The sequence below is a fragment of the Flavonifractor sp. HCP28S3_F3 genome (genome assembly GCF_052065355.1).
Classification (GTDB): Bacteria; Bacillota; Clostridia; order Oscillospirales; family Oscillospiraceae; genus Flavonifractor.
The window spans coordinates 1-17778 of record NZ_JBQHUF010000012.1 but is presented as its reverse complement, the minus strand read 5'-3'; the positions used below and the strand labels follow the sequence as shown (position 1 = coordinate 17778).

General features: G+C 53.8%; 20 protein-coding genes. 9 read left to right on the top strand and 11 right to left on the bottom strand.

Annotated features, from left to right (window positions below):
• Positions 1 to 11: 11 nt before the first annotated feature.
• The 9 genes from ACTNB1_RS10985 to ACTNB1_RS10945 all read right to left on the bottom strand — a co-directional run bounded on the left by ACTNB1_RS10985 (position 12) and on the right by ACTNB1_RS10945 (position 7547).
• The gene (locus ACTNB1_RS10985; RefSeq protein ID WP_441169474.1) at positions 12 to 350 is read right to left on the bottom strand and encodes a hypothetical protein; all 339 of its coding nucleotides are present in this window, start codon (positions 348 to 350) and stop codon (positions 12 to 14) included.
• Positions 347 to 709: a hypothetical protein gene (locus tag ACTNB1_RS10980; protein ID WP_441169472.1), complete on the bottom strand. Its 363-nt coding sequence runs from the start codon at positions 707 to 709 to the stop codon at positions 347 to 349. Before ACTNB1_RS10980 ends, ACTNB1_RS10985 begins: the two co-directional genes overlap by 4 nt.
• Positions 706 to 1740 carry a phage major capsid protein gene (locus ACTNB1_RS10975; RefSeq protein WP_441169471.1) on the bottom strand — a complete coding sequence of 345 codons (1035 nt, stop codon included), beginning with the start codon at positions 1738 to 1740 and terminating at the stop codon, positions 706 to 708. Before ACTNB1_RS10975 ends, ACTNB1_RS10980 begins: the two co-directional genes overlap by 4 nt.
• Before the next feature lie 18 nt (positions 1741 to 1758).
• Positions 1759 to 2100, bottom strand: coding sequence for a hypothetical protein (locus tag ACTNB1_RS10970; RefSeq protein WP_441169470.1), 342 nt, complete (start codon positions 2098 to 2100; stop codon positions 1759 to 1761).
• 30 nt (positions 2101 to 2130) lie between these two features.
• Positions 2131 to 3015 carry a hypothetical protein gene (locus ACTNB1_RS10965; protein WP_441169469.1) on the bottom strand — a complete coding sequence of 295 codons (885 nt, stop codon included), beginning with the start codon at positions 3013 to 3015 and terminating at the stop codon, positions 2131 to 2133.
• Positions 3012 to 4184 carry a serine/threonine protein phosphatase gene (locus tag ACTNB1_RS10960; RefSeq protein WP_441169467.1) on the bottom strand — a complete coding sequence of 391 codons (1173 nt, stop codon included), beginning with the start codon at positions 4182 to 4184 and terminating at the stop codon, positions 3012 to 3014. The genes ACTNB1_RS10965 and ACTNB1_RS10960 overlap by 4 nt, the downstream gene beginning before the upstream one ends.
• A 13-nt stretch (positions 4185 to 4197) precedes the next feature.
• Positions 4198 to 5451: a PBSX family phage terminase large subunit gene (locus ACTNB1_RS10955; RefSeq protein ID WP_441169465.1), complete on the bottom strand. Its 1254-nt coding sequence runs from the start codon at positions 5449 to 5451 to the stop codon at positions 4198 to 4200.
• On the bottom strand, positions 5448 to 5756 hold the full coding sequence (locus ACTNB1_RS10950) for an XRE family transcriptional regulator (protein WP_441169463.1): 309 nt from the start codon (positions 5754 to 5756) through the stop codon (positions 5448 to 5450). The genes ACTNB1_RS10955 and ACTNB1_RS10950 overlap by 4 nt, the downstream gene beginning before the upstream one ends.
• Before the next feature lie 132 nt (positions 5757 to 5888).
• Positions 5889 to 7547 carry a ribonuclease J gene (locus tag ACTNB1_RS10945; RefSeq protein ID WP_441169462.1) on the bottom strand — a complete coding sequence of 553 codons (1659 nt, stop codon included), beginning with the start codon at positions 7545 to 7547 and terminating at the stop codon, positions 5889 to 5891.
• Between the two features lie 500 nt (positions 7548 to 8047).
• On the opposite strand from ACTNB1_RS10945, the gene ACTNB1_RS10940 reads away from it, so the two are divergent.
• The 3 genes from ACTNB1_RS10940 to ACTNB1_RS10930 are packed head-to-tail and all read left to right on the top strand — an operon-like array spanning position 8048 to position 10595.
• Complete coding sequence (locus tag ACTNB1_RS10940) at positions 8048 to 8269, top strand: DUF1653 domain-containing protein (RefSeq protein WP_441169460.1); 222 nt, start codon at positions 8048 to 8050, stop codon at positions 8267 to 8269.
• 3 nt (positions 8270 to 8272) lie between these two features.
• Positions 8273 to 8605 carry an arsenate reductase family protein gene (locus ACTNB1_RS10935; RefSeq protein ID WP_441169458.1) on the top strand — a complete coding sequence of 111 codons (333 nt, stop codon included), beginning with the start codon at positions 8273 to 8275 and terminating at the stop codon, positions 8603 to 8605.
• A gap of 13 nt (positions 8606 to 8618) precedes the next feature.
• Positions 8619 to 10595, top strand: a complete 1977-nt coding sequence (locus ACTNB1_RS10930) for a glycoside hydrolase family 5 protein (protein WP_441169457.1) — start codon at positions 8619 to 8621, stop codon at positions 10593 to 10595.
• On the opposite strand, the gene ACTNB1_RS10925 is transcribed toward ACTNB1_RS10930, so the two are convergent.
• Entirely contained in the window at positions 10573 to 11586 is a 1014-nt protein-coding gene (locus ACTNB1_RS10925; protein WP_441169456.1) for a helix-turn-helix transcriptional regulator, read from the bottom strand. The two genes, ACTNB1_RS10930 and ACTNB1_RS10925, sit on opposite strands and share 23 nt — an antisense overlap.
• Before the next feature lie 106 nt (positions 11587 to 11692).
• Between ACTNB1_RS10925 and ACTNB1_RS10920 the strand changes: the two genes are divergently transcribed.
• Complete coding sequence (locus ACTNB1_RS10920) at positions 11693 to 12523, top strand: C40 family peptidase (RefSeq protein ID WP_441169454.1); 831 nt, start codon at positions 11693 to 11695, stop codon at positions 12521 to 12523.
• Positions 12524 to 12668: 145 nt separating this feature from the next.
• Here the strand turns inward: ACTNB1_RS10920 and ACTNB1_RS10915 are convergent, their stop codons facing one another.
• A complete protein-coding gene (locus tag ACTNB1_RS10915; RefSeq protein ID WP_441169452.1) occupies positions 12669 to 13511 on the bottom strand; it encodes a helix-turn-helix domain-containing protein in 843 nt (280 codons plus the stop codon).
• Between the two features lie 597 nt (positions 13512 to 14108).
• On the opposite strand from ACTNB1_RS10915, the gene ACTNB1_RS10910 reads away from it, so the two are divergent.
• From ACTNB1_RS10910 to ACTNB1_RS10890, 5 genes are all read left to right on the top strand, one after another.
• Positions 14109 to 14333: an LLM class flavin-dependent oxidoreductase gene (locus ACTNB1_RS10910; RefSeq protein WP_419012518.1), complete on the top strand. Its 225-nt coding sequence runs from the start codon at positions 14109 to 14111 to the stop codon at positions 14331 to 14333.
• Positions 14290 to 14946, top strand: coding sequence for a recombinase family protein (locus ACTNB1_RS10905; protein ID WP_300272301.1), 657 nt, complete (start codon positions 14290 to 14292; stop codon positions 14944 to 14946). The genes ACTNB1_RS10910 and ACTNB1_RS10905 overlap by 44 nt, the downstream gene beginning before the upstream one ends.
• Before the next feature lie 203 nt (positions 14947 to 15149).
• Entirely contained in the window at positions 15150 to 15557 is a 408-nt protein-coding gene (locus ACTNB1_RS10900; RefSeq protein ID WP_441169450.1) for a zinc-ribbon domain-containing protein, read from the top strand.
• Between the two features lie 13 nt (positions 15558 to 15570).
• Entirely contained in the window at positions 15571 to 16260 is a 690-nt protein-coding gene (locus ACTNB1_RS10895; protein ID WP_441169449.1) for a zinc-ribbon domain-containing protein, read from the top strand.
• A 16-nt stretch (positions 16261 to 16276) separates the two neighbouring features.
• Positions 16277 to 17473, top strand: a complete 1197-nt coding sequence (locus tag ACTNB1_RS10890; protein ID WP_441169447.1) for a zinc-ribbon domain-containing protein — start codon at positions 16277 to 16279, stop codon at positions 17471 to 17473.
• Positions 17474 to 17778: the final 305 nt, after the last annotated feature.

Genomic DNA, 17778 nt, shown 5'->3' with positions numbered 1-17778 from the left:
CCCCGCTGTCCTCATGCGTCCGCGTCCCGGATCACCAGCAGGCCCCACCAATAGGCCAGTTCGTCACCCAGGTAAACGGGCTGAGCGGCTCGGATGGAAAATTTTCTTTCTCCCCACGCCACATAGCCGTCACCTAACGTGTCCAAGGACACCTCCGAGCTTCCCAGGTAGATCCACTGATCCTGCCGCACCAGCCCCAGGGGGGTGGGGAGGGTCTGATACCCCTCCCCACGGCGTTCCAGGGCAGGCTGGAGAAAGGCCCGGCATACCGTGCCCGTCTCCGCGTTCTCCTTGTATACCGTTACTTTTTGACCGTATTTCTCCAAAATCCTGCTCCATGCGCCTGTCATCCCTCGACCCCCCGGAACACAAATCCGCTGTCCTGTAAATAGGGCCCCAGTACCGTCTCCGCCTGAAGTCGGAGCGCATAGGCCCGCTGAGCGGCATCGCCGCTCTCCTCCTGGATGGAGACCTCACCGGCGGTAAACTTCAGGGGCGCAGTTCCCGTCTCGTTGGCCGCCAGTGCCGACAGCGCCAGCCAGGCGCAGCCCAGCACATAGGCCTGCCCGCAGTCCTCCTGGGTCAGGCCGTCCCGCAGCCGGGCTGCCACTTCGGCCTCCGCCGCCTGACACAGGGCGGTGAGGATCTCCAGATCCTCATCCGCCACCTTGCCCAGCTTCTGGGCCATGGCTACGATCTCCTCGCTCATTTCAGCTTCAGCACCTTGGCCGCCTCAGTAAAGAGCTTGGCAAAGCCGGAGATGCTGGTAATGGCGGCCCGCTCCAGCTGACGGTCGATGAGCTTGTCATACTCCACCATCACATCGGAGCCCTGTACCATCTCCAGGGCGTACCGCTTGTCCAGACCGATGAGCTTGCCGCTCTCCAGGGCGGAGGTACGCAGCAGGGTGGCACCCAGGGGGGTGGCCAGCTTGCCGGTGCCCTGGAAGTTAAGTCCGGTGAGGGGATTCTGGAACTCGTCCATCTTGAGCATCTGGCGCATCATGTCGCCGGACACCAGCAGGGTGTTCATCTCGTAGGGCTCAAACTGTGCCCAAAAATCCACCAGCTCGTCGTAGGTCAGGGTACCGGAGGAACCGCCGATGGGCTCGGAACCCACGGTAAACTCCTGTGCGGGGTTCTTGTTGCCGTCGCCGTTGATGAGCACGTCGATGGCGTCCTCCAGATGCATCCGGTTGATGTGTGCGCCGATCTGCCGCAGGGTAACGGAGAACAGATCCAGCTTCTGATAGCGGATGGCCTCGTAGGAAGCCACCAGCATCCGGCCCCGCTTGTGGAGCTTCACCAGATTCTCCTGGGTCTTGACCTGAGTCTGAGGGATCTCAGCGCCCTCCTCCACCTGGCGCAGCGCCTTCTGGTCGTCGTCAGGGACGGAGGCGATGGAGCGGTAGTCCATGCCGTCAAAGCGGGTAGTTGCAGCGGTAATATGGGGCAGCAGGTCGCTCTCCTCCATGCCCTGGCGCACCGACCGGGCAATGTACTCGGGGAAGAGAACGGCAGACTGGCTGGTGGAGAAGAACTTTTCCACCACGTCGCTGCCCGCGCCCTTCACCTTGATGTCAAAGCGCTTGAGCTGTCGCTGGTAGGCATCCAGGCCCTCCAGTGCGGTACCCTTGTACTGCTCGGAGGGGTCCTCCCGCTCCAGCACCTGGGCAAATGACTTGCCCGCCTCGTTGTACATACCCTTTTCCAGCTTGAGATTGTCGAACCGATAGCTCATGTGTGCATCCTCCCTTTCTTACAGACAGATCACTGCCGCGTCAGTCTCCACCCGTACCACCAGATAGTCGGTGCCGGCAGAGGTATCCTGCTTCATGCCGCCGGTACCATCAGCGGACAGCTTGCACCAGCCGGTAGTAATGCTGCCGCCGCTGGTAGCAACCTGTACCAGGCCACCCAGCTGTACGGCGGCGTAGCCATCCTCCGCAGACAGCGCCACGCCGCAGATCTTGTCGCCTCCGGCGCAGGTACCCACCGTGCCGTCTGCAGTGACCTTGACCACCTGACCGGCGGCTACGCCCTCAGCACAGGCGAAGGTAGCCACCATCTCGCCAATACCCTCAAAAGAAATCTTGCTCATATCCCTGCTCCTTTCTTTTTCTCACCTGTCTTAAATCAGAAAAGCCCTATCTCTCTGCTCCAGCTCCAGACCCTCCGAAGCCTTCAGCTGGGTCTCCATACCCCAGGCCTTGTCCACCTGCCGCTGGAAGGCAGCCCTCAGGCCCTCCAGCTCCGGCTCCTCCAGCCGTCCGGCAATGGCTGTCAGGGTATCGCGCTCCAGGCCCAGTTCTGTCAGACCTCCCAGCCGGACCACCTCATCCTTCAGCTTCTGAAGATACTTCCGTCCCAGTTCAGCCTCCCGCTCCAACTGCTCCATATCCTGTCTCATACTCTTCATCACCCCCGCCTCTTTTTGTGCCGGCACCGCCACGAAGGACCACTCGTAGGCATCGGTGGCCTCCACCAGGTCGGCCCAGCACAGCTTTCCGTCGTAGGTCATGCCCTTTTCATGGGGACACCGGCTTTTGTCCCGGATATTCTCCCCGCAAATGGAACATCGGGACTGCGCCACGGCACAGCCCACGCTGACCTCCCTTTTGATGCCGCCCTCGATCTCGGCAATGAGATCCTGGTTGCTCTGCGTCCGCAGCATGTAGGCGTAGCCCTTCAGGTAGCATAAGGGCTCCCCTTCCGCAGTGAGGACGCCTGCATCCCGCACCAGCTCGGTGCGGTAGATCCGGGCGGTCTGTCCCTGGGCACTCCACTGGTGATCAAAGATGCCGCTCTTGCCCACAAACAGCCTGGCCAGCTCCTCCAGGGTCTCCACCGGGAATCGCTCCCCGTCCCGGTCCACCTGGTTGTCGCACAGCCGCACAGCAAAGGTGTATACCTCCTCTGCCGTCAGGGTCTTCCGACTCATGGCGTTGATAAGCTCCAGCTCGTTCTCGTCCAGGATCAGCGTTTGATCCACACCCGCCTGCTTGTTTACATTCATACGGTTTCCCCCTTCTCCCGCGCGTCGTTGTCCATCCGCAGGCTTCTGGTCTGCTGCCAGTAGAGCTCCGCCCTGGCCTCCTCCACCAGATCCTGCAAGTTGATATCCTGCCAATCCACCTTCACTCTGCTGTCATAGCCGTGGAGCCTGAGCCACAGCTCGCAGATCTTCTCCACCACCGGCTCCAGTGAACGGCGGATGGCGGTAATCTCGCTGGTCATCATGTCTGCCTGCTGGGTACTCATCCGCTCGGTGGAGGACCATGACAAACCCAGCAGGAAGGGCGGGATGCCGGTCCTTGCCACCAGCTGCTCCAGGATCTGCCGCACCGGCACCTCGCTGTCCAGCACCTGGTTGTCCGCTCCGATGACCTTGATGTCCACATCGCCTACTGCCACAAAGTCCCGTACCGAGCCGTCCTTGCCCGCCTGCATGGCAGCAGACCATTCCCGGGCAATCTGCTGGCTGCGTTCCCGAACCAAGCTCTGGTCCAGGGGCGTATCCCCCGGCTTGTAGACTACAGCGAATCGGACATTGCCCATCCGTTCCCAATTCATGCCGGTAGCCTGATAAATTTTCAGCAGGATTTCGGTAAGGAAAGGCATGGACCGCAGCATACTCACCCCATAGGGGCTGTCTGTCTCGGGCTGGAAGGGGGTGAAGAGCAGCAGCTCCTGTCTGGGCAGTTCCCGCATAGTCCCGTTTCCGTCCCGTCCCCAGATGGCGAACTTCATGGGGGAATCTCCTTCCTTGATCTCGATGTCCGCCACATTGCCGCACAGTAGCGCTGCGATATCCGTGCGTCTGCGGTCAGGGACGATCTCCCCCACCGCCCGGCCACAGGTCAGCATGGAATCCAGATAGCAGTCCAGGAAGGACTGGATACCCCGCTGTCCTCTGCCTGTGTCCACATGCTGGAGGAACCAGTCCAGTCCCTCCTGGGCCTTTTGATCCCGACAGATCACCTTCACCCCGCCACTGAGGCGGATAATCTTCCAGATGGCTGCGTCCACAATAGGCACCGCCTCCCGGATGGCCCGGTAAATAGCGATCTCCCCGTGCTGCAGAGGGACGTATCCGTCCAGTGCTCCGAAGGGGTGCCTGCCTCCCTCCCGGATCTGAACGGCCAGACCGCCCCCTCCGCTCTCCTTTTTCTGAAACAATCCCATACCCACACTCCTTTTAAAACCTGTCACGCTCCACACATAGCCCCATCCAAATACTGCCGTCACGTTCTCCCACCACTGAGGTAGCGAAATAGCGGATGTCGTCCATGGCGTGGTCGTGGATTTTCTTCACCCGGTCTCCCACCGCCTTCTCGTCCCAGCAGTAGAGGGAGAATTCCCGAATGGCGTCGGTGCAGGGGGTACAGATGACCAATTCCCCTTTCCGCAGCAATTCGGCTGTGGTGCGGATACCCGCCAATACATCGTTGTCCGCCTTTTCCACCGCCCATCCTCTCCGGCGGAGCAGCTCAATGAAGCTAGCAGCAGAGGGATCCACAATGATCTTTTGTATGTGTCTTCCTCCCGCCAGCTTTTCCAGCTCATCGACGTACTCTCCGTCTGTCTTCTGCCGCTTTTCCACCCTGGAATCGTAGTAGTACTCCTTCACCCGATACCACACGCCGCTCCGCATTCCCCACAGCCCGAAGGATGCGGGGTTAACCGTGCCGTAGTCGCAGGAGATGCGCCACTGCTCCATCTCCCCCTCCGGGGCGGGCCGCACAAAGCTCTCATCGAAAAAGTCGTATACCCGTCCCTCGGCAGCCACCCACTCTCCCAGCACAAATCTGCGGTAAAAGGTACCGCTGAAGCTGCGAGCGTACCGCCGGATGACTCTGGGCGACAGAGCCGGGTTGTCCTCCATGGTAAAGTGGAGGTAGAGGGCGTTGCGCTCTTCGGTTTTCTGGATCCACTCCTTGTAGAACCAGTGCTCCGGCCCTTCCGGGTTACAGGAAAACCACAGCCGGCTCCCCTCCACGGAGCACCGGGCGCAGGCCTGTTCCACGAAAGATCGGGGCATGAGGGCAGCTTCGTCCAGCAGCACTCCCGCCAAGGTGATACCCTGAATAAGGGCGGCGCTGCCTTCGTCCTTTCCTCCGAAGAGGTAGAAGGTGTTCTCCCCGCCGCCGAAGCGGACGATGATCTTGTTCTGGGACACCTTCTCCTCCCACTGAAACCCCAGTTCCTTTAATACCGGTGCCAGGGTATTCAGGAGATTCCTCCGCAGGGCGGTGACCGTTTTTCCACACAGGCCAAAGGACTGTCCCCGATAGGTACGCATGGCCCAGCAGAAAAAGGAGAGCCCCATGCATAATGTCTTGCCGCTGCGCACCGCGCCATCGCAGATCAGAGCTTCCCGCCCTCTGGTCTGAGGCGCGCACCACCAGGTAAGTACCTGCTTCTGCTTGGGGGAAAAGGTCCGGAATCTCATGCCTTCTCTTTCCCTTCCGCTTTGCCTTCCCAGGCCTGGAAGAAGTCCATGGCCTTCTGCTCCTCCTGTCCGGCGGAGAGCTCCACCAGCAGCTTGAGTACCGCTACCCGGTCCACCAGCTTCACTTCGGAGCCACCTTTTTCACTCCTTCGGAACTCCGTCAGGGCAGTGAGATCCAGTCCGTCCAATTCCTCCAGCATGGTCCCGTCCAAAAAGGCCAGTTTGACCGCGTCGTTGACCCTGCACTGAGCCAGCTTTTCCATCTGCCTGAGCAGCCGTGCCCGTTCATTTTTCAATCCTCTCACTCCTCACCCCGGGTGTCCTGGCCAAAAAAATTGACCGTTTGCGTACACCAAAGCATAAAAAAAACGCCCCCGGCGCATTTTTGCGCCGGGGGCGTTCTGTCTACTTTCTAATTGACCCGCAAAGGTCTCAACTTATACTTCCATGATAACAGGCAGGATCATGGGATTACGCTTCGTCTTCTTGTAGAGGAAACCGGAGATGGCGTTTTTGATCTCCGACTTGATGGCGGCCCAATCAGTCATATTGTCACGCTGGCAGTTTTCCAGGGCATTAACAGCCACCTTCCGCAGTTCTTCCATCAGGCCCTCGGACTCCTTGACGTACACAAAGCCTCTGGTGATGATGTCGGGTCCGGAAACCACCGAGCCGTCCTCTCCGGACATGGAGACCACCACTACGATCATGCCGTCCTCGGCCAGGTGCTTCCGGTCCCGGAGCACCACACTGCCCACGTCGCCCACGCCGTAGCCGTCCACAAATACCCGGCCTGCGGGCACAGTGCCGTTGATCTTGGCGGAGTTGGGGGTGAGCTCGATGACCTTACCGATATCGCTGATAATGATGTTTTTAGGCTCCATCCCCATCTGCTGGGCCAGCTTGGCGTGAGTTTTGAGCATCCGCTGTTCACCGTGGACAGGGATAAAGAACTTGGGCTTCACCAGGGCGTGGATGATCTTCAGTTCCTCCTGACAGGCGTGGCCGGAGACGTGGAGGGCCCGCTCCCGCTCGTTGAGAACCTCAGCGTCCTTGCGGTAGAGCTCGTTAATCACGTTTCCGATGGCGTGCTCGTTGCCGGGGATGGCGGAAGCGGAGAGGATGACCCGGTCGCCCGCCTGGATATCCACCTGCCGGTGGGTGTTGAATGCCATCCGGGTCAGGGCGGACATGGTCTCGCCCTGGCTTCCGGTGGTGATGATGCACACCTTGTTTTTGGGCAAGCTCTTGATGTGGGCCAGATCCACCAGCACACCGTCGGGGATATTCATATACCCCAGCTCGGTGGATACCCGCATAGCGTTCTCCATGGAGCGACCGGTGACAGCCACCTTCCGGCCATAGCGTGCGGCCACATCAATGATCTGCTGGATACGGTCCACGTTGGAGGCAAAGGTGGTGACAATGATCCGCTGCTCGCAGCCCCGGAACAGGGCATCGAAGGAATCGCCCACGCTGCGCTCGCTCTTGGTGAAGCCGGGCCGCTCCACGTTGGTAGAATCAGCCAGCAGGGCCAGTACGCCCTCTTTACCCAGCTGTCCCAAACGGCCCAGATCCATCATTCCGCCCTGAATGGGGGTGGGGTCGATCTTGAAGTCACCGGTGTGGACCACAGTACCCACGGCGCACTTAATGGCAAAGCCGCAGGCGTCGGCGATGGAGTGGTTCACGTGGATAAACTCCACGGAGAACTTGCCCGCCTTCACCGTCTCTCCCGCCTCGCAGGTGATGAGCTTGGTTTTGCCCACCAGCCTGTGCTCCTCCAGCTTGAGCTTCACCAGTCCCGCGGTCATCCGGGTGGCGTAGATAGGCACATTCACGTCCCGCAGAAGATAGGGCAGGGAACCGATGTGGTCCTCGTGCCCATGGGTGAGAAAGATGCCCCGAATGCGGTCCTTGTTTTTGATGAGGTAGGTGAAGTCGGGGATAACCACATCGATGCCGTACATATCGTCATCGGGGAACCCCATGCCCACGTCCACCACGATCATATCTCCGCCATACTCATAAACGGTCAGGTTTTTCCCGATCTCGTTGAGGCCGCCCAGAGAAATTATTTTCAATTTTTCAGCCATAAAAGTCTTGCTACACTCCTTTTAAATGCAAAAGATGTAATTTCTATCTGGACATGTTGCTGATACGGGCATACAAAAGAAAGGCGGTGGGTCTCCGCTCTTTCCGACCCTGCCTCGCCGGAAAAAGGGATGGCCAACCATCGCCTGGTATCCAGTATCCTTGCTATGTCCCGCCTTATCAAAGCGCCCTACGGCGCATAAAGCCATAATGATGGTAATAGTATACCACACCGCAGGGGAAAAGTATACCTTTATTTTCTAACCTCAGCGACAGCCTGTCTTTTTCCACCATATCATGGTATAATAACCGCAAGACAAACCGCTGAGCGGTTTGTAGCCGCCTGTAGGGCGGCCTAGCGCGGCGCTAACGCCGCGCACTGCGCTTGTTACACCATGGCTTAAAACCAGCATAGCAGGTTTTAAGCCGCTTCGCGGCGTGCAAGCCTGAATGGCTTGCCGCCATGGTATAATGGGGAAAATTGATACAGGAGGGCCTACACATGGATGAAATACGGATCCGCCCAGGGCGTTATCGCCACTTTAAGGGCAACGAATACCAGGTGCTTTATACCGCCCGTCATTCCGAAACGCTGGAGCCGATGGTGGTGTATCAGGCTCTCTATGGAGAGCGAGGGATCTGGGTGCGCCCTGCCGCCATGTGGGACGAGCATGTGGAGCGGGACGGCTATTCTGGTCCGCGATTCACTTATATGGGGGAATGACCGATGAATATACAAATTTTCGGAAAGAGCAAATGCTTTGACACAAAGAAAGCAGAGCGCTGGTTCAAGGAGCGTCGGATCAAGTTTCAGTCCATTGACCTGGTCAAATACGGCATCAGCCCTGGGGAATTGAAGAGCGTAATGAACGCCGTGGGGCTGGACGCTCTGATCGACCAAAAACACCCTGACGCGGCCCTGCTGAACTACCTGGCCTATGATGCGGACAAGGCGGAGAAGCTGCTGGACAATCCCAAGCTTCTGAAAACCCCCATCGTCCGCAATGGCAAGCAGGCTACCGTGGGGTACTGCCCGGAGATTTGGGAAACCTGGACATAAAGGAGTAGATGGAATGAAAGCCAGACAAATCGCCTGCCTGACCGCAGCATTCCTTTTCGTAACCCTGCTTTTCCCTGCTTTTTCTCCAGCGTCGGCCTCAGATGCCGGATTTTATCGGGTCTCCGGCCAGCAGATCGTGGATCCAAACGGAGATCCTGTGGTACTCAAGGGCATCTCCTTTGGCAACACCAATTACGGCAACCCCTCCGATATCAGCATGGGTCCCGCCGCTGACCATGACGCCGGCAGCTATTTTGAGCTGGCTGCCATGGGACTGGACCATGTCCGTTTTGAGATCAACTATGGCTTGTTTGAGGACGATAACGCCCCCTATCAGTACAAGCAATCCGGTTTTGACTGGCTGGATCAGAATATCCAGTGGGCCAAGGACGCAGGCATTCATTTGATCCTCACCATGAAGCACCCTCAGGGCGGCTATCAGGCCAGCACCAGCCAGATGGATGGGCCGGATGACGGCGGCAAGAGTCTGTGGGTGGGTGAAGGTTATGAGGAGAACCAGGCTCGGCTGGTGGCTCTCTGGACGGAGATCGCCCGCCGCTACGACGACGAACCCACTATCATCGGGTATGGCCTGATTAACGAACCGGTGGTACCGCAAAAAGCCACCGCCCAGGAGACGGTGGCTCAGCTGAAAGATCTGTACCAGCGCATTGCCGATGGCATCCGCAGCGTGGACACCAATCACATTCTGTTTGTGGAACGGCTGCTCACCTGGTTCAATGCGGATGACTATAACGCCACCGACTGGAACCTGATGGGGGACATGGACACGCTGTTTCTCATCGACGACAGCAATACGGTATATGAGTTCCACTTTTACGAACCGCTTTCCTTTACCCATCAGGGCGCGGACTGGCTCCCCCAGTACGAGGATTCTGACGTCGCTTATCCCTCCGATACGGTGGTACGCTACACCTGCTCCGACTGGAGCTCCAAGGCTCTGCTCCAGGGTCAGGAAGTCCGCACCGAAGGTGAGTGGACCTATTTTGAAAGTGAGCCGATCACCCTGACAGACCGCTATAATTTTCTCCAGCTTCAGGCGGCAGTACCCGGTCTGAACGGTGGAACAGTGTGGTTTGACGATCTGCAAATTACTCGAAAAGGCTCGGACGGAACGGTAACGGTGGTGGAAGCTCACGACTTTGCCGACGGCCTGGGCCAGTTTGGCGGAAGCTACTTTCAAAACGGAGGCAGCGCACAGTGGGATGATCAAACGGGTCACGGTGGTACCGGAGGCTCCCTGCGGATCTCCGGGGCATCTGGAAGCTGGGATAACGCCAACTCCTGGAATCAGGTCTTTCTGGACCCTGACTGCACCTATCAGGTCAGCGGCTGGGTCAAGGGCGGCAACGGCCAGCAGGTCCCTCAGGTGAGCTGTCTCTACGCAGAGGAACTCTGGCGTCTGAATGAGGACTATCTCCGTTACATGTTGGAGCAGTACCTCCAATTTGGAACAGAAAACAACGTCCCCATGTTTGTAGGCGAATGGGGCTTCCACAAAAACTGCTATGACAAGGGTGCCGAGGCATATGTCCGGGATCTGACCGCCCTATTCCAGAGGTATGGTCTAAGCAGCAATTATCACTCCTACCACGACTCCACGTTCGGACTCTATCTGGCGGAAGAGTGGCAGGAGCGTCCTGCCCGCAACGAGACACTGTACGACCTGCTCACCCGCTATTACGGCCAGATCCTTCAAGGGAATTCCATCCTGTATGGAGCCGCAGGTGACGGCCAGGTCACGGTCTACCTGGAAAATCAGGATCCCGGCCTTCTGTTGGTCACAATCTGGGACGAAAATGGGCGTCTAACCACGCTGCAAACACAGCAGGTAGAGACTCGCGCAGGCTATACTCTTCTCCCCTTGTCTGGCTGCGAAACCGATGCACGTCTCCGACTGTTCTTCCTGGCCCCGGATACTTTCGCTCCCCTTTCTCCCTCCTGGGTCACCCCTCCGGCGGAGGCATAACCGGCTCTTTCTTCTGGTATTGTCGAGCCACCGTCTCTAACTGGACTTTCATCATGTTAGCGGCCCAATCCGGCCCCTTGATCTCTACGCCATCCCCCAGGCCGAAGACCCAGCCCAGAAACTGAGGACTGACCACCGCCCGGATGGTGACTGTGAAATATTCCTCCCCATCGGGCACCAGGATAACCTCACGCCCGAAGCGGTCCAGCACTACCCCTACCAAGTTGTTTTTACACCGCAGGGTCACCTGTCCCTCTCTGCCAGAAAACATACCAAAGTGCTTTTGCGCATAGGATGCGATATCGAAATCGCTGCTAACCCCCTCAAGAGGGAGACAGGTCACGGCCAACTCGGCCATCTTGTCTACCCGATAGTGACGCATCTCTTTGTAGCGATGGTCGTAACCCGCCAGGTAGTAGTTCTCGTTGTTCCAGATCAGTCCGGCGGGTGACACATCGTACCGCTTTCCCTCTCTGCGAAATACCCGTTCTTTTTTCACATTGTACTCAAAGTACTTGAAGCTGACGCTTCTATGGCTGGCGATGGCGGTGTGGAGCTTATCGATGGTATAATAGACGCTTTCATTCATGGTCTTGGCCCGCCGGTCCACGTAGACCTGTCGCTGGAGCTGACGCGCCTGATAAACGCTGGCCAGCGATTCCAGCTTCCCGATCAGGTCGTTGCTCTTTCGCTGGGAAATGAAGCGAGAGGACTGCACCGCATCCACCAGCAGCTTGAGTTCCGCCAGTTGGAAGGAGCGTTCACCCAAAAACCAACCGGGGTCTTTTCCCTTCCGATTCTGCACGTCCAGCCCAAAGACCCGCAGAGCCTCCATATCATCATAGATGCTCTTGCGTTCGGCCTTGATATCCCACTCCTCCAGGGCACGGATCAGTTCCGGCACGGTCATGGGGTGGTCCTCATCGGTGCGCTCCCACAGGATCCTGCACAGGCAGAGCAGCTTCATCTTTTGGTTGGTGCTTCTGGGCACGGTTCATTCCCCCTATCCTGGTAACAGGATATCTCTTCCATTGTCCAATAAACAGGACTTTTATTGACTATATCACATTTTTTCTGGAATTGCGAGGATTATGTCTATGGCCGACCGCCTAAGCGCTCCTTATGTCGCAGCTGTTTCCCTGTGCCCGCTGTATGAAAAACCCGATCCGCTGTCCCAGCGTGTGGACGAGGTACTGTTGGGCTGGCCTCTTACCCTTCTTCAGCAGATGGAGGATGGTTGGTACCTGGTCCGCACCCACTACGGCTATGAGGGCTATACCCTTCTCAGTTATCTGACCCCTGAAAGAAATTGGGGTTCTCGTCCGCTGTTGATCATACGCGGGCTGTTTGCCGATGTGCTGACCGGTCCGGAGGTGGAGCGGCCAGTCCTCCTCACACTGCCCCGGGGGGCTCTGGTCTCTCCCGAGGGTCATGAAGCAGAGGGCTGGCAGCAGGTCTCCCTGCCAGACGGCCGTTCGGGCTGGCTCAAAGCCGGTCTGCTCTCCTCGTGGCTGCAAAGTCCGCCCGCTCTGTCGGAAGCGAAGCTCCGAGCTCAAGTGACAGCCACTGCCCGTTCCTACCTGGGCGTCCCCTACCGCTGGGGCGGTAAATCTCCCCAGGGTATCGACTGTTCCGGCCTGACTTTTATGTCCTGGTTTTTCAGCGGTGTGTGTCTCTACCGGGATGCCAGGCTGGTTCCCGGTTATCCAGCCCATGAGATTCCCTTGGAGCGTCTGGCCCCCGCTGATCTGCTTTATTTTCCCGGCCACATTGCGCTCTATCTGGGCGGCGGCCAATATATCCACTCCACCGCCAGGACCGGGAGCGACGGCGTAGTCGTCAACAGTCTGGATCCCTCCGCCCCCGATTACCGTCCGGATCTGGTAGAAAAGCTGCTGGCCGCCGGCAGCGTCTTTCCTCTGACATAAAAACGAAGTCCCCCGGCACTTTAGACGGGTGCTCGTAAGAAAGTAATTCACTCAAAATTACACTTACGGCATCTGTCAGACGGGATTGGGTAAATGAAATATGCTGGACATGGTTGATTTTAACCGTGTCCAGCATATTTTTTGCCTATTTGCGTTTTCTTTTCCCTTTTCCGTGGGTCATATTGGTTTTCCCTCGTTGGTTAATAGAGGGTTTCAGGTGTTTGGACAGTTTCAAAACCTCTATTAGATTTACAAACTGCTCCATCGTGATCGCATCATAGTCAATACCAAAGGTTGCGAGGAAAATGCGGGCCTGCTTTTCTGCATTGCTGCCTTTGTAGTTCGTGGCTTCCTGCAAACTCTTTTGCACATCCAGCGCCGGAGAATGGCTGTCCGCAGTGGTTGCATCATTTTGATGGGCTTCCCGAATATCCCGAAGGATCAGTTTCAAATCGTCAGAAATAACATGGCAAAAATACTCGTCCTCTTGTATTTGTGCAAGTTCCAGTGTCCGCAGATACAGATCATTTTCCGTTTCTCCCTGCTGCATCAGTACCATTTGACGAACGGCTTGCAGTACAGCGTTCATATCGCTAATCCGCATATCAGCGATCCGATCTACATAAATCTCCGCATCCAGCATCATTTTCTGAAAATCATGGTGACTGATAATTTCCGACAGCAGCCGGAGGTTGAATTTCCCGGCTTTCAGAACATCAATCGCATCATCACTCAGGTGCAGGGCACTCAGCTCTGTGTTTGAGTGATTTTTTTGTTCTGACACCCCTAACAGATAATCCGTAGTCACATGATAAAACTTTGCCAGTGTGACGATGGCAAAAGGGCTTATGTCCTTATAATCATCATTCTCGTATTTGCCGAGCGCAGATTTGGAAAGCCCGGTCTGGTCGGCCAGCTGTTCCAAGGTAAGTCCGTGCTCCACCCGCAAATCCTTCAATTTTTCTTGAATAGTTAAGGTCGTATTCATGCCAAGCCTCCCCACCGCTCTATTTCTTTTATTATAACACAGCTTGTCCATAAGCGTGGAAATTGCTGCTTTTTCAGAGCCTTTTCCATCCTTTTGGATATACGGGAATGGTCATGTTTTTTCGCTAAAATGTACTTGTCGCAAGACTCCGTAGCTTGAAAAGTACATGACCGTCCGAATGGGATATGTTCTCCGGCGAAGTGTCGCCACGACATGAGCGTACCAAAGAGAACAAAACGCTGGGGTGAGATTCCCGGGCAGGAACGGCATTCGGGAAAAACGGCGCTCAAAAAACACAGACAAAAATCAATCCATGTGAAATCAGCGAACAAACTGCAATTTTAGTATTGCCGCCCACACCAAAGAGCGTTGCACTGCACAGCGTACACAGTACAGCGTTCCGTGTGGATATTCGCTGTTTTGCTTGATTTCACACAAACCAACAAAACGGGAAAGTGGGTGCTGTGAACAGGGCATCACAAGCAAAAATTCCAGTTTGAAATTGAGTTTTACCAAAACAATGCTTTGCAGCAAATGGAGTTTATCACGGAATAGATTCTGTTCGCCGCAGAGCCAACAAAACAGGAGGTCTTTTCTATGAGCGATCACGAGAATTACAGAAACGAGATCAAAGCCTACATTGTCAGGGCTGGCATGACCATGAGCGAGGTAGTGGAGATTTTGGCTGACGAATACGGATGGAGCAGCAGTGTTCCCAACCTGTCCGGGAAACTAAAGCGTGGCTCTTTACGCTATGGCGAGGCGGTGGAGCTGGCGGATGTGCTGGGGTACGACATTGTGTGGCAGAAACGGAGGAAATAAGATCGAGCAGAAAATTTATGGGTACATCCGTGTTTCCACCAGAGAGCAAAATGAAGATCGACAGGTCATTGCCCTCCGGGAAGTGGGCGTACCTGAGAGAAATGTTTATATCGACAAACAGTCCGGCAAGGATTTTGAGCGTCCGCAGTATAAGAAGCTGCTGCGAAAAATGAAAAAAGACGATCTGCTCTATATCAAGAGCATTGACCGTCTGGGACGCAATTACGCCGAAATATTGGAGCAATGGCGCTTTCTCACAAAGGAAAAAGGCATTGACATTGTGGTTCTGGATATGCCACTTCTGGATACACGGAGAGGCAAGGATTTGCTGGGAACTTTCCTCAGTGACATTGTGCTGCAAGTACTGTCTTTTGTGGCAGAGAACGAGCGCACCAACATCCGGCAGCGGCAGGCTGAGGGTATTGCTGCGGCAAAAGCCAAGGGCATTCGGTTCGGGCGGCCGCCCAAACCGCTGCCCGAGAATTTTCATTCTGTTTACCAGCGTTGGAAAATGGGAGAAATCACCGGGACGGCGGCAGCAAAGGAATGTGGGATGCCCCTTGCTACCTTTCGTTACCGGGCAGAGATTTACGAAAAAGCCAAGTTGTTGTAAAGGGGGTATTTTTACAGGAATGTGTACCTTTCTGTAAAGAAAACATGACCAGTTTTTTGTTCGCTGTTTTGTGTGGCTTTTCGCCAAAACAGTATGGAAAATTTTGCTGCTCCATGATATAATAAATTTGTATAAACTTTTGCGCCTTTTACAGAAAGGTACACTTTTTCAAAACTAAAAAATGAAATAACGGAGGAGAAATTATGAACTGTCCTAAATGTGGAGCTATTTTGGAGGAAGATGCAAAATTCTGTGTATCTTGTGGTACACGCCTTGACGATCTTGGAGCAGCAGCGCCTAATGGGTTAGCGCAAGGTAAACAAAGCGATCATTCGACTACATTTGACGCACCTAAAACAGAAACAAAGAAAGAACGAAAGGTAAATATGCCGGGATTGATTGTTGGAACCCTTATAATTATCATCGGCCTTATCAGAGTGGTGAGCGCAGGAACAAGCATTTCCGCTACTTCCTTTGGAGGTGATTTTTATACATATACCTACCAAGGAATTGTTGCAATATCTGAAATTCTTGCTTCTATCGAACAAGCCATTGGTTGGTTGATTGTAGCTGTCGGTGCTGCCATTGATGTTATTTCAATGAAACATTAAGGGGACAAAAACCATGCGGTTCTGTAAATATTGTGGCACGGAAATCTCAGAAACAGATGAGCTTTGTCCAAATTGCGGAAGGGACTTAAAAAGTGGCTCAACAGACGAAGCGACCCCAAAAAATAGCACTATCAATAGTGTCGAGACTGTAATAAAAAATATCAGGAAACACCCCAAAATCTTATTTGGAATAGCCGCCCTGATCGTCTGTGTTCTCATAATTGTAATCATAGTAAATCCGGGAAAATGCAAATATAGCGGATGTGGAAATAAAGCTGTTTCCGGCAGCGATTATTGCTATTCACATAAATGTGCAGTAGAGTCGTGTAATGATAGTCGCTTTCTTTATAGTAATTATTGTTATAAACACTACCTTCTTTATGACGATGATGCGCAAGAAGAATTCGGCAGTGATCCTGTATACTCACACGAATTGAAAATTAGCAATGTTAAACTTTCATCCAATAGCAGTTATACGATTGCCGAAGGGACTATTACAAACAACAGCGATCAGACGGTGAGCTTTGTAGAAATAAAAGGTGCATTTAAGACAAGTTCCGGGTCTGTGGTTGATACTGATTGGACATACGCTGTGGGGTCAGAAGGGCTTGAACCTGGTGAATCATGTAAGTGGAGACTGTCTGTCTCCAAAGATTGGTCAATTAAAGATTGTACAGTAACAGTAATCGACTTTGATTATTAAGGGAGGGATATTATTCGTGTTTTGCAAAAATTGCGGATCAAAGCTGGATGATGATGCCGTATTTTGTGAAAAATGCGGCACGGCTATTAAGCGCACAGCAAGTTTAGATTCGGCTAAAGATTCCATCGCTCAGGAATCCAGTTCCAACAATCAAATATCAAACGAATCAGCTAATGAAAATCCTACCGCAACTGTGGCCAAGCCTAAAAGCAGACGAATTATTGCATTGGTTGCTGCTCTTGCTGTAATTGTTTTTGTCGCTATTTTCTTTGCACTGAACAAGTCAACATTTGGTGTTTCTGATCCAAGAGTTGAAAGTAATTTTAATAACGGCGGCAAGTTAGCTTTTGATGATAAGGCTCTATATTTTATTGGGCTTTATGACGAAAATGACAGTGAGACCTGTGTTTACTCAACTTCGTATACTGGAACCAATAAATCCCTCGTATCAAGTAATCCAAATATCAGTAGAATCCGCATCGCAAATGGAAAAATCCTATATGCGACTTATGAAGATGACACTTACAAAATTGGTTTAATGGGAAAAGATGGTTCAGACGATAATATACTTGTTGAATTGACCAACGATTCCGATAATTACTTGAACGATTTCAGTGCATCGGATACGACTCTGTATTATCTGTATAACGATGAATTGAGAATGCGCCCCATGAATGATGGCGAGGATTCTCTATTGCTCGATAATGTTGAGGATTTCATACTTGCCGGTGATACAATTTACTATGCAACTGAAAGCTCAATTTTCTCTTATGACATAAAAAAGGCTGAGAGCGTTGAAATTTGCAGTTCCAAAGCATACAACCTTGTCCTTTGCGATGAAAAAATATACTTCAAAAACGACAATGGTATTTACAGAGTATCACTTACAGGCAAAGAGAGTGCCGAACTAATTGTCAAAGATTCTAAGGTAGGAAACTTCGTCATAGATGGAGATAATATTTATTACCTTCAAACGCTTGAAACAGATGAGATAACTGAGCTTGCCAAATATTTTGATGAAGATGAATATTTTAGTTACGCATTGGTAATGATTGGCTCTGGTCAAATCAAACGAGTTCCGAAAGCAGGCGGTCCCGCTGAATCGGTGGATTCAAATCAACCTCTCTCAACAGCACTGTTTGTATACCCCGATGGAATGTATTCGAGAACGAGCATTTTCTCTGATACACTATCTCTTGTGGAATTCGAGTAAATCCCTTTGGAACTAAGGGCGCACTTCTATACAGGGTAAACCCTGTATGCGTGCGCTCTGCGAGGCAAACAACCCGGACGATGGAAGTCCGGGCTGTTTTGCGTCACTGCGTTCCGTACAAGGGGCTGCACCCCTTGCGCCGCTTATGCGGCTATCCCTGCCCGCTTCGGATGGGAAACAATCTGTTTGCACAAACAGTTTCCCATCCAAAGCCTAAAACTCAACACGCAAATTTTACCGCTTGTCCGAAAGACAGGCGGTATTTTTATCTGTAAGTAAAGGAGGAATCTACGATGCCAACAACC